The organism is Arthrobacter sp. MSA 4-2, assembly GCF_016405885.1.
In the GTDB taxonomy this organism is placed as follows: domain Bacteria; phylum Actinomycetota; class Actinomycetes; order Actinomycetales; family Micrococcaceae; genus Arthrobacter_D.
In genome coordinates, this window is the sequence record NZ_JAEKGC010000014.1 from 18,695 (window position 1) to 41,990 (window position 23,296).

Sequence of the window (23,296 nt, forward strand, 5' to 3'; positions counted from 1 at the left end):
TTACTTCCCCGAGGCCGCCGGTACCAGGGTCCAGAGGATGACGGCCCGGTCCCCCGAGGGGTTGGCCCAGGTGTGGGGCTCGCGTCCGGGGAAGGTCACGGTGTCCCCCGCCCGCAGTTGGAAGCGCTCATTGGAGAAGATCAGCTCGAAGGAGCCCTCCACCACGTGCACGGTCTCCACCTCGCAGTCCACCGAGTAGAGCTCGGCCTCCCCGCGCCCGTGCGGCTCAATCACGGCGCGGATCATCTGCAGCCGGCGTTCCGAGCGCGCGGTCATCAGCCGTTCGACGATCCCCTCGCCGCCGAGGCTGATCCGGGGGGCGTCCTCGAGGCGGGTCAGGTGGGTTTCGGGGGCCAGGAACAGGTCCCCGATGGAGATCGAGAGGACCTGGCACAGGGTCACGAGCGAGGCCACCGAGGGCGAGGTGAGGTCGCGTTCGACCCGGCTGAGGAACCCCTTCGTAAGCCCCGTCGCCTCCGCCACCTGCTCGATGGTCATGCGCTGGGCCTGCCGGGCTGCGCGGATGCGGGAACCGATCGCCACCGGGGCGTTGGTGGGTTCGACGGGCAGGGCCTTCATTGCAGTCCTCCCAGGGAAGTGAAGGGGAATTGTCGGGAGCCAAAGTAGAGCATAGCGAGCCGAAGGCATCGTGTATGAAGTGGCTCCATCGCCCCCTTTTGACCCGTGAGCTCCATCACCATAGCCTACGACGAAACGGGGGTTGCTCCCCATGCAACAGGAATCTGGAGTGGCGATGGAATATCTCAATGCAGCGATAGTGGTTCTTTACCTTGTGGCCATGCTGGGCTTCGGCTGGTGGGGGAAGTCCCGCACTAAGAACGCGAGCGACTACCTGGTGGCCGGCCGGCGCCTCGGACCACTGCTCTATACGGGCACCATGGCCGCCGTGGTCCTCGGCGGGGCCTCGACCGTCGGCGGCGTCGGCCTGGGCTACACCTACGGAATCTCCGGCATGTGGCTCGTCGTCGCCATCGGGGTGGGCGTGCTGCTGCTGAGCCTGCTGTTCGCACCCTCGATCCAGCGGCTGAAGATCTACACTGTGTCCCAGATGCTCAGCCTGCGTTACGGCTCGGAAGCGACGAAGGTCTCGGGCATCGTCATGCTGGCGTACACGCTGATGCTGTGCGCCACCTCCACCGGCGCCTACGCCACGATCTTCGTGGTCCTCTTCGGGTGGGACCGCGCGCTCTCCATCGCCATCGGGGGGATCATCGTGGTGATCTACTCGGCGGTCGGCGGCATGTGGTCGATCACACTGGCCGACATGGCGCAGTTCATCATTAAGACAATCGGCGTCTTCGCGCTGATGCTCCCGTTCGCGCTTGCCTCGGCCGGAGGTTTCGAGGGGATCTCCGAGCGCGCCGGCGCGGAGTTCTTCGACATCACCGGCATTGGCGCGCAGAGCATTCTCACCTACTTCGTCGTCTACACCCTGGGCCTGCTGATCGGCCAGGACATCTGGCAGCGGGTCTTCACCTCCCGGACGCCGCAGATCGCCCGCTGGGGCGGCGCCACGGCCGGCATCTACTGCATCCTGTACGGGGTGGCCGGGGCGCTGATCGGGATGTCCGCCAGCGTCATCCTGCCGGACATCGAGAGCCAGGACGACGTCTACGCCGACATCGCCCTGAACGTCCTGCCGATCGGGATCGGCGGCCTGGTCCTCGCCGCCGCGGTCGCCGCCATGATGTCAACGGCGTCCGGCGCGCTGATCGCGTCGGCGACAGTGGCCCGCACCGACGTCCTGCCCTACCTCCGGAGCTGGTCGCGGCGGGGCGCTGGCACCGCGCACCAGCCGGCACCGGAGGCGGGCGGGCACGACGTCGGAAGCAGCCGTTGGTGGGTGTTCGGCCTCGGCGTGACCGCCATCCTGCTCGCGGTGGTGGTGCAGGACGTCGTCGCCGCCCTGACCATCGCCTACGACATCCTCGTCGGCGGGCTCCTCGTGGCGATCATCGGCGGCCTCGTCTGGAAGCGCGGCAACGGCCTCGGCGCCGGAATCTCAATGGCCGTCGGGACGGTCTTCACCCTCGGCACCATGATCTTCCTCGAGGTGAACGCCGAGAACCAGTACGAGGGCATCTACTCGAACTGGCCCATCTACATCGGGCTGGGGGCCTCCGCCTTCGTGTACCTCATCGTCTCACTGGCAACCCGGCGGACCGATCCGGCCGTCATGGCCGCGTGGGAGAGGCGCCTTGCCGGCGAGGTGCCCGACGACGACGCCACGGCCGTCGAAGCGTCCAGTGGCGGCGCATCGGTCCTCCCGGAACGCCGGTAGCCGCACTTAACGGCCCAAGGGCCCTTCCCGCAGCGCGGGAGGGGCCCTTGGTTTTCGATCAGCAGTTCGTCGGGCTATTCAACCGGCGCCGGTCAGCCGGCGCAGGTCAGCGGACGCCGGTCAGCGGGTAAGTCGTCAGCAGGTCAGTCGTCAAGGGCGGTGGAGCCGCCGCCGTCCCGGCGGTCCCGCCGCTCCCGCCGGGTCCCGGAGGGAGCAACCGAGCCGGTGTCCTCGGAGCCGTTGCCGTGCGAGCCGGTCCCGGGGGTCCCGGGGGAACCGGCAGTAGCCGGGACCGACGGCTCCTCGGCGAACTGCTTCGAGGATTCCTCGGTCTCCGGGGTGACACCGCGCGACGCGACGCCGGGGCGGTTCTCATCAGAGCGCTTGGCGTCGGCGAGCTCGGCCAGCTCGACCGCCTTGGGGTCGTCCTTGGGGAGAGTGCTCAGGCCATGCCCGCTCTCATCGAGGGCGGTGGCCTGTTCTGCCTTGATGATCTGGGTTTCGGTAATCGCTTCGTCCTCCTCCTGGTTCCATGCCTTGATCGCGGCCCAGGTGACGGCGGCCACCGGCACCGACAGGATGGCGCCGATGATCCCGGCCAGGATGGTTCCGGCGGTCAGGGCGAGCAGGATGACGAGGGCGTGGACGCTCAGGGTGCGTCCCATGACGACCGGCTGCAGGAAATTGCCCTCGAGCTGGTTGACCACGATGACGACGATGATCACAATCAGCGCCGCGGTCGGACCGTTGGAGACCAGGGCGACCAGGGCTGCGAGGACCCCGGCCAGGGTGGCCCCGACGAGGGGGATGAACGCCCCGATGAAGACAATGACGGCCAGCGGAAGGGCCAGCGGAATGTTGAGGATCACCAGGGCGATGCCGATGAAGACGGCGTCGACGAGTGCGACGATGGCCGTTCCCCGGACGTAACCGCCGAGCACGGCGAGGCTGCTGTAGCCGACCCTGCGGGCCTTCACGAGCCGCTTGCCCTTGAACGCGCGCAGCATGAAGGCCCAGATCTTCTCGCCGTCCTTGAGGAAGTAGAAGAGGATGACGGCCATCAGCAGGCCGCCCGCGATGAAGTTGGTGGCGGCACTCAGGCCGGAGAGGGCCCCGGCGCCCGCAGTACTGCTGGTGGCGAAGTCGACCACCGCATCCCGGGCCTGCTGAATCTGGCCCGAGTCAATGGGCAGCGGCCCGTTCTCGACAAAGGCGTAGAGCTGGTCGAAGCCCCGGACGGCGCTGTCGACGAGCTCCCCGGCCTGGCTCTGCACGGCGAACACAATGCCGGTGATCAGCCCGCCGAACAGGAGCAGGAGGAGCAGGAAGGAGAATCCGGTGGCCGCGGAGGCGGGCCAGCCCTTGCGGCGGAGCCAGTGCACGAGCGGCACGATGGCCGAGGCAAGGATCAGGGCAAGCAGAATTGGGATCACCACGAGGCGCACCTGGATCAGGGCGTAGACGGTGACCACGGCGAGCAGCAGCATCAGGAGAACCTGAGCGGAACGCAGGCTGGCCCGGCCGAGGCTGTCCTTCCAGGGGCTTGTCGTATCTGGTGCTGGAACGCTCATGATGCCTGTCTTCCGGTAGGTGGTGTTGTCTTGCTGTTCAGCAGGCGGGTGCGTACCTCGCGGCGCAGCACCTTCCCGATCAGTGACCGGGGCAGTTCGTCCACCACGAAGATGCGGCGGGGAACCTTATAGGCGGCCAGCCCGTCCCGGCAGCGCTTACGGAGGGATTCCTCGTCGAGCTGCGCGCCGTCGGCCATCACCACGGCGGCGACGACGTCCTCCCCACCGCCGGGCCGTGGCAGGCCGACGACCGCGGCGTCGGTGACCGGGCCATAGGCTCGAAGGGTGTCCTCCACCTCGGTGGGAGCCACGTTGAAGCCCCCGGTGATGATCAGTTCCTTGATCCGGTCGACGATGCGGACGTAGGAGTCGGCGTCGACACTCACGATGTCACCGGTGCGGAACCACCCGCCCTCAAGGAGCACGGCGTCGGTCTCCTCGGGCTTCTGCCAGTAGCCGGAGAACACCTGGGGGCCGCGGATCAGCAGTTCACCGGCCTCTCCGGGCGGCCTTTCCACGTCCGGCCGATCGGGGTCGACGACCCGGATGTCGGTGTTGGGGAACGGGACACCGACGGTGCCTGGCCGCCGGGAGGGGCCGATGGGATTGCCGAGGGCCACTGGGGAGGTCTCGGTGAGCCCGTAGCCCTCAACGAGGTACCCGCCGGTGGCCTTCTCCCAGCGGGTCACCGTCTCCGGAGGCAGGTTCATGGCACCGGAGATGGCGAACCGGATGCTCGAGAGGTCGACCCCCCGCTCCTCGGCGGCGGCGGCGAGCCGGTCGTAGATGGGGGGAACCGCCGGCAGGAACGTCGGCGGGCTCTTCCGGACGGCCTGCAGCACGAGGTCGACGTCGAACCGCGGAAAGAGGACAAGCCGCGCCCCGATGCTCATGGCGAAGGTCAGGCACAGGGTCAGCCCATAGGCGTGGAACATGGGCAGCACCGCGTAGACGACCTCCTCCCCTTCGATGAGTCCGGGCACCCACGCACGGCCCTGGGCGGCGTTGGCGAGCAGGTTGCGGTGCGTCAGGACGGCGCCCTTGGGGGTTCCTGTGGTGCCGCTGGTGTACTGGATCACGGCGGTGTCCCCGGACGCGGGCCGGGGATGCCCCTGGTCCAGCGGCGCGGACGCCAGCAGCCCTTCCCAGCGGTGGATGGGGTGCGGCCCGGTGAGTTTTTCCGACGGGGTCAGGTCGGATCGGGCGCGGCGGGCGGCGGGAAGCGGCAGTTTAAGTGCGAGGCGTTTTGCGGCCGGAAGGGCGCGGGTGAGGTCGACCGAGACGATCGCTTCGAGCCCGAGGTCCTGCGGGAGCCGCTGGACCTGCGGAACCACCTTGTCCCACACCACGGCGACCTTCGCGCCGTGGTCCTCGAACTGGTGGCGCAGTTCCCGGTCGGTGTAGAGCGGGTTGTGTTCGACGACGATCGCCCCGAGCCGGAGCACCGCGTAGAAGGCGGTGATGTGCTGCGGGCAGTTGGGAAGGACGAGGGCCACGCGGTCCCCTGCGGTGACTCCGAGCCGGCGCAGCCCTTCGGCGATGCGCAGGACGTCGGCGCCCAGCCGGCCGTACGTCGTCTCCGCCCCGAAGAATTCGAGCGCCGTGCGGTCCCGGTGGCGGGCTGCGGCGGACTCGAGCAGGTCGAACAACGATCCGTCCGGGACCTCAATCTCGTGCGGCACGCCGGACGCGTAGCGCGCCGTCCACGGACGGGAGAACTCCGATTTCATAAGCCTGCTTCCTGTTTTGACCCTGCTGACTCTACCGTGCCGCACCGGCGTCACGGTAGCGCCTCCTGTGTATTCTCGACTATCCGGCGCGCGGATTGGTTCTTCCCCGCCGCGCCGTCGGGAAACCGCGCACTCGGACGACCAGCACCCCGTTCGAAAACACGTCGGGCGCGGACACGTTAGACTGTCGGCAGCGAAGGGGAGTAGCTCCGCGGCCGGTGTGCCGCGAGGCCTGTCGACATACTGGCGTCAATTGAGCCGCCCGGCAGTCCACCGCCAATCGAGCGGCGAGCGAGACCTTCGGCCAGAACACGTCCACGTGTTGCAGGCCGGAGCTCCACCCACCCGGCGATCACTGCAGCAGGTTTAGAGGAGCATTCAGTGAAAGCCGCTCAATCCAGTCACGATCCCCGTGACCTCAAGCGCTGGCGCCAGTACCTTGCCGACGAGCGCGCCGAGGCAGCCACCTACCGGGACCTCGCCCGGCGCCGGAGCGGCGAGGAACGCGACATCCTGCTCGCCCTCGCCGATGCCGAGGGCCGCCACGAAGCGCACTGGCTGAGGCTGCTCGGCGACGAGGCGGGACGCCCGGTCCGCCCTTCGGTGCGCAACCGGCTGCTGGGGCTGCTGGCACGGCGGTTCGGCTCGGTGTTTGTCCTCGCCCTGGCCCAGCGGGCCGAAGGGCGCTCTCCCTATGCAGCCGACCCCACCGCGACCAGCGCGATGGCCGCAGACGAGCAGATCCACGAGGAGGTGGTCCGGGCGCTGGCGACCCGCGGCCGGAACCGCCTCTCGGGGAACTTCCGGGCCGCAGTCTTCGGGGCGAACGACGGCCTCGTCAGCAACCTCGCGCTCATCATGGGCATCGGGGCGACGGGGGTCTCCACGGGGTTGATCCTTGTCAGCGGCCTTTTCGGCCTGCTGGCCGGCGCCCTCTCGATGGGGGCCGGGGAGTATGTCTCGGTCCGTTCCCAGCGGGAGCTCCTGTCGGCAACCCGTCCCACGCAGGTCACCCTGACGGCCTCCAAGGAACTCGACATCGCGGCGAACGAGCTTGTGCTGGTGTACCGGGCGCGGGGAATGACCCCCGAGGCCGCTACGCACCGTGCCGAGGAACGCATGGGGCTCGCGGCCTGCGACTGTGATCCGAGCTTCTCCCTGCAGCCTGATACCGACCCCTCTGAGGACGCCCACGAGCAGGTCGGCACCGGGCTCGGCGCCGCGGCGTCGAGCTTCTGCTTCTTCGCCTCGGGAGCGGTGATTCCGGTCCTCCCCTACCTCGTGGGCCTCACGGGCCTGGCCGCCGTTGTCACGGCGTGCGTCCTCGTTGGGCTGGCGCTGCTGGCCACCGGCGCCGTGGTGGGGCTGCTGTCGGGTGCCTCCCCGCTGAAGCTCGCGCTGCGCCAGCTCGCCATCGGACTCGGTGCAGCTGCGGCCACCTACCTGCTGGGAATGCTCTTCGGCACGACAGCCATCTAGCGCCAAGCTGGAGGATCCTGCCCCGGGGAGAATCTTCCGCCCGGTCAGGGCTGCCCGGTCACGTACTCCTCGAGGCGGACCAGCGTCTTCTCGATGCTCGCCGGGTGCCGGCGCGGGAATCCCGCGAGCAGCAGGACCAGCTTCCACGGCACCGGGCGGGCGTCCCACTGCTCGGTGACGAGGGTCGACTCCCCGCGCGGTTCGAGGACGTAACGCCACACGTGGCGGGAGAAGTGGCGCCAGGCAATCCGGCGCCCCTCCTCGAACTCCACAACCCGGTTCAGGATCCGGTAGCGGGGGCCGAGCTTCATGTTCATGCCGAAGCGGGCGCCCGCCGAAAGCCGGGCCGGGCCGCCGGGCTGTTCGCCGCGGACGGTACCGGAGCCGTCGATCACGCTGTGAAGGGCCGGGGTGGCGAGCACCTCGAAGATGCGCGCGGCGGGCGCCTTGATCAGGCGGCTGCGGGTGATGAGGTAGCGGGAATGCCCTGGTGTCGTTGTCGGCGTCGTTGTCATAGCCCCATTGTGCACGAGGCCGGCGCTTCTCCTGCGGTGCTAGAAGTACCAGTCGGCCCGCCTCGCGGTCCGCACCGGGGTTCCGACCGGCGGCATTGCCGCCTCGGTCCGGCCGAGCATCTCCAGTAGTGTTGATACCTCCGGGGTGCCGCCGACGTCCTTCCGCCGGCCGCGGCCCGTTTTTCGTTTCTGGCCGGCATGCGGCGTCCAGCACCTCCCGCCTTACCGGACCCCATCGACCGGCCAGCCACAAGAGAGTCCCATGACCGCCATCCCATCGCCCCCGCATGTCCCCACGCCGGAGGAGCTCCAGTCCGTCCGACGCACCCTCGCCTCGCCGAGGCGCCTGAAGACGGAGGTGCTGGCCGGGCTGGTGGTCGCCCTGGCGCTGATTCCCGAAGCGATCGCCTTTTCCATCATCGCCGGCGTTGACCCGCGCCTCGGATTGTTCGCCTCCTTCACCATGGCGGTGTCCATCGCCGTTCTGGGTGGGCGCCCGGCGATGATCAGCGCTGCGACCGGGGCCATCGCGCTGGTCATTGCTCCGCTGGTGGCCTCCCACGGCGTCGACTACTTCATCGCGGCGGTGATCCTCGCCGGAATCTTCCAAATCGCCCTAGGCCTTGCCGGAGTGGCGCAGCTCATGCGCTTCATTCCCCGCTCCGTCATGGTCGGTTTCGTCAACTCCCTGGCCATCCTGATCTTCCTCTCCCAGGTTCCCGAACTGCTGGGGGTTCCCTGGCTGGTCTACCCGCTGGCAGGGCTCGCCCTCGCCATTGTCTTCGGGTTGCCGAAACTGAGCACGGCCGTCCCCGCGCCGCTCGTGGCTATCGTGGTGCTGACGGTGCTGACGGTGTCCGCCGGCGTGGTGGTGCCCACCGTCGGTGACAAGGGCGAACTTCCCGACAGCCTCCCCTTCCTTGCCTTCCCCGGGGTGCCACTGAACCTTGAGACCCTCCGCATCATCGCCCCCTTCGCCCTCGCCATGGCCCTCGTGGGGCTGCTCGAATCGCTTCTGACCGCCAAACTCGTTGACGAGGTCACGGACACCCGCTCGAACAAGACGCGCGAGTCCTGGGCCCAGGGTGCCGCCAATATCATCACTGGGTTCTTCGGTGGGATGGGCGGCTGCGCGATGATCGGCCAGACAATGATCAATGTGAAGGTCTCGGGCGCGCGGACGCGCATCTCGACCTTCCTGGCCGGGGTGTTCCTGCTGATCCTCGTGGTTGCCCTCGGGGAGATGGTGGCCTTGATCCCCATGGCGGCCCTGGTCGCCGTCATGATCTTCGTGTCGGTGGCGACCTTTGACTGGCACAGCATCCGGCCTGCGACGCTGCGCAGGATGCCGAGGAGCGAGACGGCCGTGATGGTTTCGACGGTGGCCGTGGTTGTCGCGACCCACAACCTTGCCATCGGGGTGGGAGTCGGGGTCCTCGTTGCAATGGTCCTTTTCGCCCGGAGGGTCGCCGGCTTCGTGACAGTGACCCGTTCGGTGCGCGGCACCGGGGGCGGTGAGGTGGCGACCTACCGAGTTGAGGGTGAGTTGTTCTTTGCCTCCTCCCACGACCTCCACGGGCAGTTCGAGTACGCGTCCGATCCAGCGGCCGTGGTGATCGACCTCAGCCGGTCACACCTCTGGGACGCCTCAACGATCGCCGCGCTTGACGCCATCACGGCCAGGTACGCCGCCGTGGGCAAGCACGCCGAGGTGATTGGACTCAATGACGCCAGCGCGTCGATGCGGAGGCGGCTCAGCGGGCAGCTTGGGGCGGGCCACTAGGAGGGAACGGGCCCGCCCGGCCATCAGGACCGGCGCACGCAGAAGCCCCGGACCGCCAGAGCGGTCCGGGGCTTCATCGATGCTGGTGCGCGCTTAGAGCGTGGCGTAGACCTCGCGCAGCAGGCGGGCGGTCTCGGACGGGCTCTTGCCCACCTTGACGCCGGCGGCCTCGAGGGCCTCCTTCTTCGCCTGGGCGGTTCCGGCGGAACCCGAGACGATGGCACCGGCGTGGCCCATGGTCTTGCCCTCCGGAGCGGTGAAGCCTGCGACGTAGCCGACGACCGGCTTGGTCACGTGGGCCTTGATGTACTCGGCCGCACGCTCTTCTGCGTCGCCGCCGATTTCGCCGATCATGACGATCGCCTTGGTCTCCGGGTCGGCTTCGAACGCCTCGAGGGCGTCGATGTGGGTGGTGCCGACGACGGGATCGCCGCCGATGCCGATGGCCGTGGAGAAGCCGAGGTCACGCAGCTCGAACATCATCTGGTAGGTCAGGGTGCCCGACTTCGAGACGAGGCCGACGCCGCCCTTACCGGTGATGTTCGCGGGGGTGATGCCCACCAGCGACTCCCCCGGAGTGATGATGCCGGGGCAGTTCGGGCCGATGATGCGGGTGACCTGCTTGCCGTCGGCGTCGACCTTGGACTGGGCGAGGGCCCAGAACTCGGCGGTGTCCTGCACGGGGACGCCTTCGGTGATCACGACGACCAGGCCGAGGCCGGCCTCGATCGCTTCGACGACGGCGTCCTTGGTGAACGCCGGCGGCACGAACACGATGGAGACGTCAGCGCCGGTCTCGGCGACGGCTTCCTTCACGGTGCCGTAGACGGGCAGGGTGACGTCGCCGTGGGTCACGGTGGTGCCGGCCTTGCGGGCGTTGACGCCCCCAACGACCTGCGTGCCGGCAGCGAGCATGAGCGCGGTGTGCTTGGTGCCTTCGCCGCCGGTGATGCCCTGGACGATCACCTTTGAGTCTTTATTGAGGTAGATAGACATGGTGGGTTGCCTTTACTTTCCGTAAGCCAGCTCGGCGGCCTTATCGGCGCCTTCGTCCATGGTGTCGGACAGGGTGATCAGGGGGTGGTTGGCTCCGCGCAGGATGGCACGGCCCTCCTCCACCTTGTTGCCGTCGAGACGGACCACCAGGGGCTTGTTGGCTTCGTCGCCGAGGATCTCAAGGGCCTTGACGATGCCGTTGGCGACCTCGTCGCAGGCCGTGATGCCGCCGAAGACGTTGACGAACACGCTCTTGACCTGCGTGTCGTTGAGGATGACGTCGAGGCCGGCGGCCATGACCTCGGCGGAGGCTCCGCCGCCGATGTCGAGGAAGTTCGCCGGGCGCACGTTGCCGTGGGATTCGCCCGCGTAGGCGACGACGTCGAGGGTCGACATCACGAGGCCGGCGCCGTTGCCGATGATGCCGACTTCGCCGTCGAGCTTGACGTAGTTGAGGTCGTTGGCCTTGGCCTTCGCCTCGAGCGGATCGGCCGATTCCTTGTCCTCGAGCGCCGCGTGGTCGGCGTGGCGGAAATCGGCGTTCTCGTCGATGGTGACCTTGCCGTCGAGGGCGAGGATGTCGCCGCTGCCGGTCTTCACCAGGGGGTTCACCTCGACGAGGGTCGCGTCTTCCTTGACGAACACGTCCCACAGCTTCAGGAGCGTCGCGGTGACGCCCTCGTGCAGTTCCGGTGCAAACCCTGCCGTCTCGACGATTTCCTGGGCCTTGGCCTGGTCGATGCCGACGCCCGGGTCAACGGCAACGCGGGCCAGCGCCTCGGGGCGTTCCACGGCGAGCTGTTCGATGTCCATGCCGCCCTCGACGGAGCACATGGCGAGGTAGTTGCGGTTGGACCGGTCGAGCAGCACGGAGAAGTAGTACTCCTCGGCGATATCCGCGCCCTGGGCGATCATGACGGTGTGTACCGTGTGACCCTTGATGTCCATCCCCAAGATGTCCGAGGCATAGCGGTGGGCTTCGTCGGGGGTCTTGGCCACCTTCACGCCGCCGGCCTTACCGCGGCCACCAACCTTGACCTGAGCTTTGACGACGACAACTCCGCCGATTTTTTCAGCTGCTGCTTTGGCTTCTTCAGGGGTGTGCGCCACGATGCCGGCGAGCACGGGAACTCCGTGTGCCTCAAAGAGATCGCGCGCCTGATATTCAAACAGGTCCACGGGCTAGTGTCCTTCTACGTCGAAGTAGGTTTACACAGGGAACTTTAGTCCCTTGGCACTGGGGGCCTTTTCCAGACTACCCGTTTCGTGAGGAAGGCCACACTTCTATGAGTTGTAGAAAGAAACCGAATTAAGTTAGGCGAAAACAGCGAATTATCCGGCCTTTGTGAGCGGCGCATAACGCAGCAGGAGGCGCTTTTCGCCCTCGCCGAAGCGCACCTTCGCCACCGTCTTATCCCCGGCTCCTTCGACCGCGACCACGGTCCCGTTGCCGAAGGTCGTGTGGTTCACCTTGTCCCCGGGTGCCACTGAGATGACCTCCTTTTGGGGCTGGACCCGCCCGATGGCCTTGGCCGGGGACGCCGTCGCCGCTCCGGCGCCGGCGCCGGACGCACCTGATCCCCAGTACGATCCGCTGAAGCGCGGGCCGCTCGTCGGGCTGGCGTTCCAGGCCGGCAGGGACGCCCCTTCGCGCTTCCACTCGATGAGCTCGTCGGGAACCTCGGAGACGAACTGGCTGGCCGGGTTGTACTGGCTCTGGCCCCACATGCTGCGGACCTCCGAGCGGGTCAGGTAGAGCCGGCGGCGGGCACGCGTGAGACCGACATAGGCGAGCCGACGCTCCTCCGCGAGTTCCTTCGGGTCGGTTGCCGACCGCTGGTGCGGGAAGATTCCCTGTTCCATGCCGGTGAGGAAGACCACCGGGAACTCGAGGCCCTTCGCCGTGTGAAGGGTCATCAGTGTGACGACGCCCTGGCGCCGCGCCTCGGCGACGGCCTGCTCGACCTCCTCGGCGGAGCCCTCCGGCGCGTCGGGGATGGAGTCCGCGTCGGCGACGAGGGAAACCTGTTCGAGGAAGTCCCCGAGGGTTCCCTCAGGATTGTCGCGCTCGTATTCGCGCACGACGGCGACGAGCTCGGCGAGGTTCTCGACGCGGGACTCGTCCTGGGGGTCGTTGCTGGTGCGCAGCTGTTCGAGGTACCCGGTCTGCTCAAGGACCGCCTCGAGCGCCGCTGCGGCGCCCGAGCCCGACGCGACCTCGGCGAGGTCGTCGATGAGCTTGACGAAGCCTGCCACGGCATTCACCGACCGGGTCGCCATTCCCGGCGCCTCGTTGGCCCGCCGCAGCGCCTCCATGAAGCTCATGCGGTGCCGCTCGCTGAGCGCGGCGACCGCGTACTCTGCACGGTCCCCGATGCCCCGCTTGGGCTCGTTGAGGATCCGGCGCAGGTTGACGACGTCGTCCTGGTTCACCAGGACCCGAAGGTAGGCCAGCGCGTCCTTGATCTCCTTGCGCTCGTAGAAGCGGGTGCCGCCCACCACCTTGTAGGGCAGGCCGACCCGCAGCAGGATTTCCTCGATGGAGCGCGACTGCGCATTCGTGCGGTAGAACACTGCAACGTCTCCGGGGCGCAGGTTCTCCTCGTCCTGGAGCCGGTCGATCTCGTCGGCGATGAACCGGGCTTCCTCGTGTTCGTTCTCCCCCACGTAGCCCACGATCTTTTCGCCGTTGCCCTCGGCCGTCCACAACCGCTTCTCGGGCCGGTTGGGATTGCGGGAGATCACGGCGTTGGCCGCGCTCAGGATGGTCTGCGTCGACCGGTAGTTCTGCTCGAGCAGGATGGTGCGGGCATTCGTGTAGTCGTTCTCGAATTCCACGATGTTCCGGACGTCGGCGCCGCGGAAGGCGTAGATCGACTGGTCTGAGTCACCCACGACGGTCAGTTCGGCGGGGTCGTCGGTGGTCTCCCCCGGCACCCCGACAATTTCCCGGACCAGGGCGTACTGGGCGTGGTTGGTGTCCTGGTATTCGTCGACGAGGACATGGCGGAACCGGCGGCGGTAGTAGTCGGCCACCCCGGGGAAGGCGCGGAACATGTAGACCGTCTGGGCGATCAGGTCATCGAAGTCCATGGCGTTGGCCGAGCGCATGCGCTGGGCGTAGCCCTTATAGACCTCGGCGACGGCGGTCTCGAACGGATCGGAGGGATCGGCAGCGTCGGCGTAGGCCTCCTCGTCGATCAGTTCGTTCTTCAGGGCGGAGATCTTGTGCTGGATGGCCTTGGGCGCGAACCGCTTCGGGTCCAGGTCGAGGCCCTTCGCGGTGAGGGTGATCAGCCTCAGGGTGTCGGCCGAGTCGTAGATGGAGAAGTTGGAGTTGAGTCCGACGCTCGCGGCCTCCCGGCGCAGGATGCGCACGCAGGAGGAGTGGAAGGTGGAGATCCACATGCGCTGGGCGATGTCCCCGATCAGTGCCTCGATGCGCTCGCGCATCTCGGCCGCCGCCTTATTGGTGAAGGTGATGGCGAGGATTTCCCCCGGCCGCGCCCGCCCGGTGGCCAGCAGGTGGGCGATGCGGTGGCTGAGCACGCGGGTCTTGCCCGAGCCGGCGCCGGCGACGATGAGCAGCGGGGAGCCGATGTGGCGGACCGCTTCCTCCTGCTGCGGGTTCAGCCCCTCGAGGAGTTCGCGGGCGCGCTCCTCGCTGGGGCGTGCGGAGACGGGGCTGTGTGCCAGTGCCGGATCGGACGATGCGGAGAGCTGCCCGCCCCCGGGCTGTTTCGAACCTGGGTTCTTGGGTGCGGGGTACGGGTCGAAAAGCATATCCATGGTGCCCACCAGTCTAGGCGGTAGGGCTGACACACACTGCCCCGGCATGCTTTCGGCGCACAGCAAAGCGCCCGCCGGAGGATCTCCGCCGGCAGGCGCTTTGGTCGGGAATGCGTTCCGGCCGCAGGGGCCGGTGGGACTAGGCGCGGGGGGCGCGCATGTCCTCCGGTTCGATGCCCAGTTCCGCGAGCTTGCCGCTCTTGCGGTCGGCGAGGTAGTCCTTCATCTCGCGCTTGATGACCGGAAGCAGCAGGTACACGCCGAGCAGGTTCACGAAGGCGCAGACGAACAGGGCGGCGTCGGCGAAGCTGATGACCTGGCTGAAGGTCAGCACGCAGCCGGCGACGGTGAAGAACAGGAAGATGACCTTGTAGAGGATCTCCGAGGTCTTGCCGCGGCCGAAGAGGAACTCCCAGGCCTTCAGCCCGTAGTAGGACCAGGTGATGAGCGTCGAGTAGGCGAAGAGCGCCACGGCGATGGCCAGGACGATCGGGAACCACGGGAGCACTGTGGCGAACGCATCGGAGGTCAGCGTCACGCCGTCGGGCGGGCCGTCACCGGCCTGGACCTGGTCGATACCGTTCTGGAGGCTCGGCGCGCCGGCGATGATGATGGCGAGCGCCGTCATGGTGCAGATGATCACCGTGTCGACGAGCGGTTCGAAGAGGGCGACGAAGCCTTCGCTGACCGGACGGCGGGTCTTCACAGCGGAGTGCGCGATCGCTGCGGAGCCGAGCCCTGCCTCATTGGAGAAAGCGGCACGCTGGAACCCGACGATCATGACGCCCACAATGCCGCCGGCGATGCCGGAGGGGTTGAAGGCGCCCGCGATGATCGCGCCGAAGGCGGCGGGGACCTGGCCGATGTTCACGAAGATCACGAGCAGGCAGGACGCCACGTAGATGAATCCCATGGCGGGGACGAGCTTGCTGGTGGTGGCGCCGATCGACTTGATCCCGCCGAGGATGACGGCGGCGACGAGGACGGCCAGGACGATTCCGAAGATCAGGGCGGAACCGGCGCTGCCGAAGAATCCGTCCTCACCCCCGGTGACGTTCTGCACCTGGGCGAAGGTCTGATTGGCCTGGAACATGTTACCGCCGGCGATGCCGAAGATGAGGATGGCGACGGCGAAGATCCCGGTCAGGATCTTCGCGGGAACCCTGCCGAGCTTGCTGAAGGCGATGGGTAGGTATTTGAACGGACCGCCGCTGACCGTGCCGTCCTCGTGGACCTCGCGGTACTTCACGCCGAGGGTGCACTCGGCGAACTTGCTGGCCATGCCGAGCAGTCCGGCGAGGATCATCCAGAAGGTGGCACCGGGACCACCGAGGGCCATTGCGGCGCCGACGCCGGCGATATTGCCCAGCCCGACGGTACCCGACAGCGCGGACGTCAGCGCCTGGAAGTGCGGGACCTCTCCGGGATCGTCCTTGACCGAGTACTTGCCCCGGATCACCTCGGTGGCGACCTTCAGCCCCCGGAACTGGATGAAGCCGAAGTAGATAGTGAAGATGACACCGGCGGCGATGAGCCAGGCCACCACGGCGGGGAAGCTCACATCGCCGATGGTGATCGGGAAAAAGACGATTGAGGAGAAGACGGTGGCGATCGGCTCGAAGGCCGCATTGATCGCGTTGTCGATGGCGGCGAGCCACCCTACGTCCTCCGCCACGGCCTGGGGTAGTGCCTGGGAAATTTTCATCCATCCAATGAACCCTGAAATGGACGTGACTGCAATCACATACTGCGTGTTACGGAGAAATAGGGTACTCAATAGAGGATTTGAAGGACCGAACGGTTTCTGCATCCCCCCGAGTCGACGGCACCGCAGCTCCGGCGTGCCCTCCGCCGTGGGCCCGGTGCGCTTCGACAGCACCGCGGAAACAGGTAAGCTAGGAGCGCTCGGGGACGGTGCATCCGCTCCACCCCGGCAGGCCTCTGTAGCTCAGTAGGATAGAGCGTCCCTCTCCTAAAGGGAAGGTCGTCGGTTCGATTCCGGCCAGGGGCACTTCGATGAAAGAAGGGGCAGCCCTGCCCCAACCCCCGAGGCGGCCATGACCCACGTGCTCTCCATTGCCGCCCTGTGCCTGCTCGACGACGCCGGGCGCCTCCTGCTCGTACGCAAGCGCGGCACCACCATGTTCATGCAGCCCGGGGGCAAGCTCGAGCCCGGAGAGAGCGCGGCAGCCGCCGCGGTGCGCGAACTCCAAGAAGAACTGGGCCTGACCCTGCCCGCCGCCCGGCTTCGGCCGCTTGGCCGCTGGTACGGCCCCGCCGCCAACGAGCCGGACACCTTCATCGATGCCGCCGTGTTCCTGTGCCCGCTGGAGGGCACCCCGGTCCCTGCGGCGGAGATCGAGGAGATCGGGTGGCTCGACCTGGCGGCGGCCGGGAGCCGGACCGACCTCGCCCCGCTGCTGACCGAGTTCGTCCTCCCCGCGCTCGGCGCCCGGCCTCCGCCGGAGGTTACGGCGCGGCGGGCGCCCCGCTGAGCACTTCGGGATCCTCGTCCGGCGCGGTATTCTTCTGCACCGCGAACTGCGTCCGGTGCAGCTCCGCATACCGGCCCCCGCGCTCCAGCAGTTCCTCGTGGGTGCCTCGTTCGGCGATCCGGCCGTCCTCCACGACGAGGATCAGGTCGGCGCTGCGGATCGTCGAGAGCCGGTGCGCGATCACCATGGCGGTCCGCCCCTCGAGCGCCTCGGTCAGGGCGTCCTGCACGGCGGCCTCCGAGGTGGAGTCGAGCGCCGCCGTCGCCTCGTCGAGGATCACAACGCGCGGCTGGGCCAGCAGCAGCCGGGCGATGGTCATCCGCTGGCGCTCCCCGCCGGAGAGCCGGTAGCCGCGCTCGCCGACCATGGTGTCGAGCTGGTCGGGAAGGGAGCGCAGCAGCGGCTCCAGGCGGGCGCGGCGGACGGCGTCCCAGATCTCGTCCTCGGTCGCCTCGGGGCGGGCAAGCAGAAGGTTCGACCTAATGGTCTCGTGGAAGAGGTGCCCGTCCTGGGTCACCATGCCCAGGGTGGAGCGCATCGAGGCGAAGGTGAGGTCGCGGACGTCCGCCCCGGCCAGGCGCACCGCACCGCTGTCGACGTCGTAGAGGCGCGCCAGCAGCTGCGCGATGGTCGACTTCCCCGCGCCGGAGGTACCCACCAGCGCCACGGTCTGCCCGGGCTGGATGGTGAAGGAGATGCCGTGGAGCACTTCCTCGCCTCCCCGGGTGTCCAGGGTGGAGACCTCCTCGAGTGAGGCCAGGGAGACCTTGTCGGCCGACGGGTAGGCGAAGCGGACGTCGTCGAACTCGATGGTGACAGGACCGGGCGGCACCTCCCGGGCGTCGGGCTTTTCCTGGATCAGGGGCTTCAAGTCGAGGATCTCAAAGACCCGCTCGAAGCTGACCAGGGCGCTCATGATCTCGACCCGTGCGTTCGCGAGGGAAGTCAGCGGCGCGTACAACCGCGTGAGCAGCAGGGCGAGGGTCACCACCTCACCGGTCTCGAGCTGCCCGCCGAGGGCGAGGGTTCCACCGAGGCCGTAGACGAGCGCCAGGGCGAGGGCCGAGACGAGCATCAGCGCGGTGAAGAAGATGAACTGGAGCATGGCCATGCGCACGCCGATATCGCGGACGCGGGCGGCGCGGACCCGGAATTCCTCGGACTCGGCGTCTGGCCGGCCGAACAGCTTCACCAGGGTGGCGCCGGGTGCGGAGAACCGCTCGGTCATCTGGGTGCTCATCGCCGAGTTGTGGTCGGCCGCTTCACGCCGCAGCGCCGCGAGTTTCCCGCCCATGCGCCGCGCGGGCACCAGGAACAGCGGGAGCATCACGATGGCAAGGACGGTCACCAGCCAGGAGGTGCTCAGCATGACCACCAGGGTCAGGGCGAGCGCCACCGTGTTGCTGACCACGCCGGAGAGGGTGCCGCTGAAGGCCTGCTGGGCACCGATCACGTCGTTGTTGAGGCGGCTCACCAGGGCTCCGGTGCGGGTGCGGGTGAAGAAGGCGATCGGCATCTTCTGGACGTGGTTGAACACGGCGGTGCGTAGATCGAGGATCACACCCTCGCCGATGTTCGCCGAGTACCAGCGGGTGGCCAGGCTGACGGCGGCGTCCGCCACCGCGACCAGGGCGATGACGACGGCGAGCCAGATCACCGTCTGCGTTGCGCCGTCGGCGACGATGACATCGACGACCTGCCCGGCGAGCACCGGGGTTGCGACGGCAAGGAACGCGGCGGCCACCGACAACAGGATGAAGAGCGTGAGCTTCACCCGGTAGGGCACCGCGAACGCGACGATGCGCTTCAGCGTTTCCTTCGAGAATTTGTTCGTGCGGTCCTTGGCGGTGGAGATCCGGTAGAGGGAACTCCACGCCGCGCCTTCCATGCTCATGCAGGTGCCTTCCGTTCAGCCTCTCCAAGCTTAGGCGCTCGGGCTGCCCGGCTGCCGGAGTAAGCCCAAGGCACAATTTGAGACGGGTTTTCAAGGGTCTGCAGAAAAGTTCGACATGTGGCGTCACACTGGGTCGCCACCGCCGCGGAACAATGACAGGGTTCAGTGTTGTTGCACATTGTAGAAGGCGGTTTACCGCACCGCCCGCAGACACCCCCTCAAGAATTTAAGGACCTCATCATGACCTTCCGTCTGTCCGTCCTCGGCACTGCCGCAGCGCTGGCCCTTGCCGTCACCGGGTGCTCGGCTTCGTCCGACTCCGGAGGAGAAGGCGGCGGAGCCACCGAGGCGGCGCCGTCGACCCTCCAGGAAATCCAGGAAGCCGGCGTTCTCACCGTCGGCACCGAGGGCACCTACAAGCCCTTCAGCTTCCACGAAGAAGGCAACGGCGACCTCACCGGGTACGACGTCGAGGTGATCACCGCCGTCGGGGAGAAGCTCGGCGTCGAGGTTGAGTTCGAGGAGACCCAGTGGGATGCGATCTTCGCCGGGCTTGAGGCGGGCCGTTTCGACGCGATCGCCAACCAGGTCTCGATCACGGATGAGCGCACCGCGAAGTACGACTTCTCCGATCCCTACACCGTCAGCAACGGCGTGATCGTCACCAGCGCCGACAACAACGAGATCACCTCCTTCGAGGACCTCGAGGGCAAGCGCACCGCCCAGTCGCTCACGAGCAACTGGTTCGAGATGGCTAAGGAGGCCGGCGCCGAGGTCGAGGCCGTCGAGGGGTGGGCCCAGTCGGTCTCCCTCCTCCAGCAGGGCCGGGTCGACGCGACGATCAACGACGAGCTGACCTACCTCGACTACCAGAACACCGAGAAGGATGACTCCATCAAGATCGCCGCGGAGACCGAGGACACCTCGGAGAGCGCCGTGGCCTTCAAGAAGGGCAGCGAAGACCTGGTCGAGGCCGTCAACGACGCCCTGGACGAGCTGCGGGCCGATGGTACCCTTGCCGAGATTTCGACGAAGTACTTCGGCGCCGACGTCAGCAAGTAATCCCACCCGGTCCGCCGGCGGCCGAGCCGTCCGGCGGGCCGGCCGGTGGATCCGGAATCTCCACCCGGCGCCACCGCCGGGCAATTCGACGCGGCCGCGCGCACATACGCGGAGGGAGGACGACTAAGTGGATTGGGAGCTGTTCCGGAGTTCGTTCTGGCCCCTCCTCCGGGGCGGCCTGACCGGAACCATCCCGCTGACGCTTGTCTCCTTCGTCGTCGGCCTGACCCTGGCCCTGGTCCTCGCCCTGATGCGGATCAGCGGCAAGCGCCTGCTCTCGGGCATCGCCCGCGTATACATTTCGCTGGTCCGGGGCACGCCCCTGCTGGTGCAGCTCTTCGTCGTCTTCTACGGCCTCCCCTCGATCGGTGTGGTGATCCCGCCGTGGCCGAGTGCCGTGATCGCGTTCTCGCTCAACGTCGCCGGGTACGCCGCCGAAATCCTGCGGGCCGCGATCCTGTCGGTGCCCAAGGGCCAGTGGGAGGCCGGGCACACCATCGGCATGTCCCACCGGCGCACCCTGCGGCGGATCATCCTTCCCCAGGCGGCCCGCGTGTCGGTGCCCCCGCTGTCGAACACCTTCATCTCCCTGGTCAAGGACACCTCCCTGGCGTCACTGATCCTCGTCACCGAACTGTTCCGCGAGGCCGAGCAGATCGCCGCCTTCAGCCAGGAGTTCATGCTGCTCTACCTTGAGGCCGCACTGATCTACTGGGTGTTCTGCTTCGTTCTCGCAGCCGGGCAGGGAGCAATCGAGAAAAGGTTGGACCGCTATGTCATCCACTGATCCTGCTCCGGCCCGCACGCAGACGCCCGGCGAGGTGCTGCTCAGCGCCACGGGCCTTCAGAAATCCTTCGGCGCCAACACGGTGCTCCGCTCCATCGACCTGACGGTGTGCCGCGGTGAGGTCGTCGCCCTGGTCGGGCCCTCCGGGTCGGGCAAGACAACGGTGCTGCGCTCCCTCAACGGGCTCGAGGTGCCCGACGGCGGGACCGTCGCCTTCGCCGGCGGCCCGTCGGTGAACTTCGGCGGAGCCGTCTCCGGCCGCGAGCTGTCCGCCCTGCGCGACCACAGCGCCATGGTGTTCCAGCAGTACAACCTCTTCCCGCATCGGACGGTCCTCGAAAACGTCATTGAGGGCCCGGTGCAGGTGCAGAAGCGCCGCCGGGCCGAGGCGGTGCAGGACGCCGAGAAGCTGCTCGACCGGGTCGGGCTCCTCGCGAAGAAAGACCAGTACCCCTTCGAGCTCTCCGGCGGGCAGCAGCAGCGGGTGGGAATCGTTCGGGCGCTCGCGCTGCGGCCCGATCTGCTGCTCTTCGACGAGCCCACCTCCGCCCTCGACCCCGAACTCGTGGGCGAGGTGCTCAAGGTCATCAAGGACCTGGCCGAGGAGGACTGGACCATGGTCATCGTCACCCACGAGCTCGCCTTCGCCCGCGAGGTCGCCGACGAGGTGGTGTTCATGGACGGTGGCGTCGTCGTCGAGCGCGGCCACCCGGAGCAGGTGCTGCGCAACCCCGAGCACGAACGGACCCGGCGCTTCGTCCAGCGCCTGCTCCACCCGTTCTAAGGGGAACGGCGCCCTGCCGCCGTCGTTGTATTCCCGTCGAAACTGCAGCTCACCACGCTTTGCCGACGCCGAAGGGTGGTTATCTGCACACTCGCCGGGGATGCGCCCACCCCTAGCGGGTGACCGTCACGCGACGCCGAGCTCCCGCCGCACCAGCGGCAGCACCTCGGTGCCCAGCAGTTCGATCGACTCGAGGACCTTCGCCTGCGGCACCGAGGAGAAGTCGAACTGGAAGATGTGGCGGTCGTGCTGCATCTGCCCGTGCGTCAGCACGATCTTCTGCGCCACCTCCTCGGGGGTCCCGACGAAAACCGCACCGGCGCGCGCCGCCTGCATGTTGTAGGTCAGGCCGCTCGGGGTGGGGAATCCGCGCTCCGCCGAAATCCGGAGCATCGTATCGAGCCAGTACGGCCGGAAAAGCTCGCGGGCGCCCTCGCGCAGCACCAGGCCCACGCTGCTCACCCCGACCCGCAGCCTCTCCGAATCGTGTCCTGCTTCCGCGGCGGTGGCCCGGTACAGCTGCGCGTGCTCAGCGAAGTTGCCGACCGTCCCGCCGAGCATGGCGTACATCACCGGGCGGCCCAGGCGCGCGGCCCGGACCGTCGAGGTCATCGTTCCACCGGTCGCGATCCAGATGTCGAGGTGACCCGACGGCGGGCGCGGCAGGACGAGCGCGTCCCTGAGTGCGGGCCGGAACTGTCCGCTCCAGGTGATGCGCTCCTGCGCGTCGAGCTGCAGGAGCAGGCCGATCTTCTCCTCGTAGAGCGCGTCGTAGTCCTCGAGCGCGGCACCGAACAGGGAGTAGGACTCGATGAAGGACCCCCGCCCCGCCGTCAGTTCGGCCCGTCCGCCGGACAGCAGGTCCAGCGTCGCGAACTGCTGGAACACCCGCACCGGATCCTCGGTGCTCAGGACGGTCACGGCGGAGCCGACGTGGATCGAGGTTGTCTGGGCCGCGGCAGCGGAGAGCACCGGAATGATCGAGGAGACGGCATAATCCGGGCGGTGGTGTTCGCCGATGCCGAAGTAGGAAAGGCCCACCTCATCGGCAAGCCGCGCCCGTTCGAGCAGGTGCGCCATGCGCGCCTGAGGAGAGACCCGCTCTCCGGTGACCGGATCCGGGTGGAGGTCGCCGAAGCTGAAGACGCCCAGTTCCATGGGACTACCCGGCGGCCGGCACCGAACGACCCGCCGGACCGGCGTCCGCGGCGGCACCGGCATCGGCGGCACCGGCATCGGCGGCCGAACCGGCCCGGATCCGCTCGGGGTGGGAGTAACAGTTGAGCGAGGAGCCCCTGCTGAAGCCCACCAGCGTCATGCCGGCGTCGTCGGCCAGGTCGGCCGCCAGCGACGACGGCGCACTGACGGCGGCCAGGATCGGGATCCCGGCGAGCTGAGCCTTCTGCACCAGCTCGAAGGAGGCCCGTCCTGAGACCTGGAGGATGGTGCCCGTCAGGGGAAGCCTGCCCTCGCGCAGCGCCCAGCCCACCACCTTGTCCACGGCGTTGTGCCGGCCGACGTCCTCACGGAGGCACAGCAGTTCGCCGCCGGCCGTGAACAGGCCGGCCGCGTGCACCCCGCCGGTGCGGTCGAACAGTTTCTGGGATTCCCTCAGCCGGTCCGGCAGCCCGAGCAGCACCTCGAGGTCAGCCCCTGCCGTGTCGGACCTCAGGTCGAACCGCGAGGACTTGCGCACAGCGTCGATGGAGGCGGTGCCGCAGATTCCACAGGAACTCGAGGTGTAGACATGGCGTTCAAGGGCCGTGTCGGGAAGCACCGTGCCCGGCCGCAGCTGCGCCTCCACCACGTTGAAGGTCTGGCGGCCCGACTCGTCCACCCCGGCGCAGTACCGAAGGCTCGGCAGCTGTCCGGGCTCCCACACCACGCCTTCGGAGACCAGGAAGCCGGAGACGAGGTCGAAGTCGTCACCCGGGGTGCGCATGGTCACGGTGAAGGCCGACCCGCCCAGCCGGATCTCAAGCGGTTCCTCCCCCGCCAGGGCGTCCTCGCGCCGACGGGGATCCGCCGTCGAGCGGAACGTGGTGATGCGGCGCCGCTGGGTGACCCGGTTCATGGGGAGCCTCCTCGAAATGGTCTATCTCGAGGGTA

The 23,296-nt window shown here is 67.9% G+C and carries 18 protein-coding genes and 1 tRNA gene; 8 read left to right on the top strand and 11 right to left on the bottom strand.

The window, feature by feature from the left end; genetic code table 11:
• The gene (locus tag I6N91_RS14695) at positions 1-579 is read right to left on the bottom strand and encodes a helix-turn-helix domain-containing protein (protein ID WP_198813808.1); all 579 of its coding nucleotides are present in this window, start codon (positions 577-579) and stop codon (positions 1-3) included.
• A gap of 175 nt (positions 580-754) precedes the next feature.
• On the opposite strand from I6N91_RS14695, the gene I6N91_RS14700 reads away from it, so the two are divergent.
• Entirely contained in the window at positions 755-2,302 is a 1,548-nt protein-coding gene (locus tag I6N91_RS14700) for a sodium:solute symporter (RefSeq protein WP_198813944.1), read from the top strand.
• A 143-nt stretch (positions 2,303-2,445) separates the two neighbouring features.
• Here the strand turns inward: I6N91_RS14700 and I6N91_RS14705 are convergent, their stop codons facing one another.
• Both I6N91_RS14705 and I6N91_RS14710 read right to left on the bottom strand, forming a co-directional pair.
• Positions 2,446-3,873 (bottom strand): AI-2E family transporter, encoded by a 1,428-nt coding sequence (locus I6N91_RS14705; RefSeq protein WP_198813810.1) that lies wholly within the window; start codon positions 3,871-3,873, stop codon positions 2,446-2,448.
• Entirely contained in the window at positions 3,870-5,603 is a 1,734-nt protein-coding gene (locus I6N91_RS14710) for a long-chain-fatty-acid--CoA ligase (RefSeq protein ID WP_198813811.1), read from the bottom strand. The genes I6N91_RS14705 and I6N91_RS14710 overlap by 4 nt, the downstream gene beginning before the upstream one ends.
• A 381-nt stretch (positions 5,604-5,984) precedes the next feature.
• Here I6N91_RS14710 and I6N91_RS14715 point away from each other — a divergent pair, with 381 nt between their 5' ends.
• Positions 5,985-7,082 (top strand): VIT1/CCC1 family protein, encoded by a 1,098-nt coding sequence (locus I6N91_RS14715; RefSeq protein ID WP_307843373.1) that lies wholly within the window; start codon positions 5,985-5,987, stop codon positions 7,080-7,082.
• Between the two features lie 44 nt (positions 7,083-7,126).
• On the opposite strand, the gene I6N91_RS14720 is transcribed toward I6N91_RS14715, so the two are convergent.
• Entirely contained in the window at positions 7,127-7,597 is a 471-nt protein-coding gene (locus I6N91_RS14720) for an SRPBCC family protein (RefSeq protein WP_198813812.1), read from the bottom strand.
• Between the two features lie 262 nt (positions 7,598-7,859).
• Here I6N91_RS14720 and I6N91_RS14725 point away from each other — a divergent pair, with 262 nt between their 5' ends.
• Positions 7,860-9,380, top strand: a complete 1,521-nt coding sequence (locus I6N91_RS14725) for a SulP family inorganic anion transporter (protein ID WP_198813813.1) — start codon at positions 7,860-7,862, stop codon at positions 9,378-9,380.
• A 93-nt stretch (positions 9,381-9,473) separates the two neighbouring features.
• Here the strand turns inward: I6N91_RS14725 and sucD are convergent, their stop codons facing one another.
• From sucD to I6N91_RS14745, 4 genes are all read right to left on the bottom strand, one after another.
• Entirely contained in the window at positions 9,474-10,376 is a 903-nt protein-coding gene (gene sucD, locus I6N91_RS14730) for a succinate--CoA ligase subunit alpha (protein ID WP_198813814.1), read from the bottom strand.
• Positions 10,377-10,388: 12 nt separating this feature from the next.
• Positions 10,389-11,555: an ADP-forming succinate--CoA ligase subunit beta gene (gene sucC, locus I6N91_RS14735; RefSeq protein WP_198813815.1), complete on the bottom strand. Its 1,167-nt coding sequence runs from the start codon at positions 11,553-11,555 to the stop codon at positions 10,389-10,391.
• A gap of 153 nt (positions 11,556-11,708) precedes the next feature.
• Positions 11,709-14,165, bottom strand: coding sequence for a DNA helicase PcrA (gene pcrA, locus I6N91_RS14740; RefSeq protein ID WP_198813816.1), 2,457 nt, complete (start codon positions 14,163-14,165; stop codon positions 11,709-11,711).
• Positions 14,166-14,304: 139 nt separating this feature from the next.
• The gene (locus I6N91_RS14745; protein ID WP_198813817.1) at positions 14,305-15,870 is read right to left on the bottom strand and encodes a sodium:alanine symporter family protein; all 1,566 of its coding nucleotides are present in this window, start codon (positions 15,868-15,870) and stop codon (positions 14,305-14,307) included.
• A 232-nt stretch (positions 15,871-16,102) separates the two neighbouring features.
• Between I6N91_RS14745 and I6N91_RS14750 the strand changes: the two genes are divergently transcribed.
• Positions 16,103-16,176, top strand: a tRNA-Arg gene (locus I6N91_RS14750).
• Positions 16,177-16,222: 46 nt separating this feature from the next.
• Positions 16,223-16,660: an NUDIX domain-containing protein gene (locus I6N91_RS14755; protein WP_198813819.1), complete on the top strand. Its 438-nt coding sequence runs from the start codon at positions 16,223-16,225 to the stop codon at positions 16,658-16,660.
• Here I6N91_RS14755 and I6N91_RS14760 read toward each other — a convergent pair.
• Positions 16,635-18,554 carry an ABC transporter ATP-binding protein gene (locus tag I6N91_RS14760; protein ID WP_198813821.1) on the bottom strand — a complete coding sequence of 640 codons (1,920 nt, stop codon included), beginning with the start codon at positions 18,552-18,554 and terminating at the stop codon, positions 16,635-16,637. The genes I6N91_RS14755 and I6N91_RS14760 overlap by 26 nt on opposite strands.
• A gap of 240 nt (positions 18,555-18,794) precedes the next feature.
• Here I6N91_RS14760 and I6N91_RS14765 point away from each other — a divergent pair, with 240 nt between their 5' ends.
• The 3 genes from I6N91_RS14765 to I6N91_RS14775 all read left to right on the top strand — a co-directional run bounded on the left by I6N91_RS14765 (position 18,795) and on the right by I6N91_RS14775 (position 21,187).
• Positions 18,795-19,616, top strand: coding sequence for an amino acid ABC transporter substrate-binding protein (locus I6N91_RS14765; protein WP_198813823.1), 822 nt, complete (start codon positions 18,795-18,797; stop codon positions 19,614-19,616).
• A 127-nt stretch (positions 19,617-19,743) separates the two neighbouring features.
• Positions 19,744-20,403 (top strand): amino acid ABC transporter permease, encoded by a 660-nt coding sequence (locus I6N91_RS14770; RefSeq protein WP_198813825.1) that lies wholly within the window; start codon positions 19,744-19,746, stop codon positions 20,401-20,403.
• The gene (locus I6N91_RS14775; RefSeq protein ID WP_198813827.1) at positions 20,390-21,187 is read left to right on the top strand and encodes an amino acid ABC transporter ATP-binding protein; all 798 of its coding nucleotides are present in this window, start codon (positions 20,390-20,392) and stop codon (positions 21,185-21,187) included. Before I6N91_RS14770 ends, I6N91_RS14775 begins: the two co-directional genes overlap by 14 nt.
• Positions 21,188-21,313: 126 nt before the next feature.
• On the opposite strand, the gene I6N91_RS14780 is transcribed toward I6N91_RS14775, so the two are convergent.
• Positions 21,314-22,345 carry an LLM class flavin-dependent oxidoreductase gene (locus I6N91_RS14780; RefSeq protein ID WP_198813829.1) on the bottom strand — a complete coding sequence of 344 codons (1,032 nt, stop codon included), beginning with the start codon at positions 22,343-22,345 and terminating at the stop codon, positions 21,314-21,316.
• 4 nt (positions 22,346-22,349) lie between these two features.
• Positions 22,350-23,261, bottom strand: a complete 912-nt coding sequence (gene fdhD, locus I6N91_RS14785; RefSeq protein WP_198813831.1) for a formate dehydrogenase accessory sulfurtransferase FdhD — start codon at positions 23,259-23,261, stop codon at positions 22,350-22,352.
• Between the last annotated feature and the right edge of the window lie 35 nt (positions 23,262-23,296).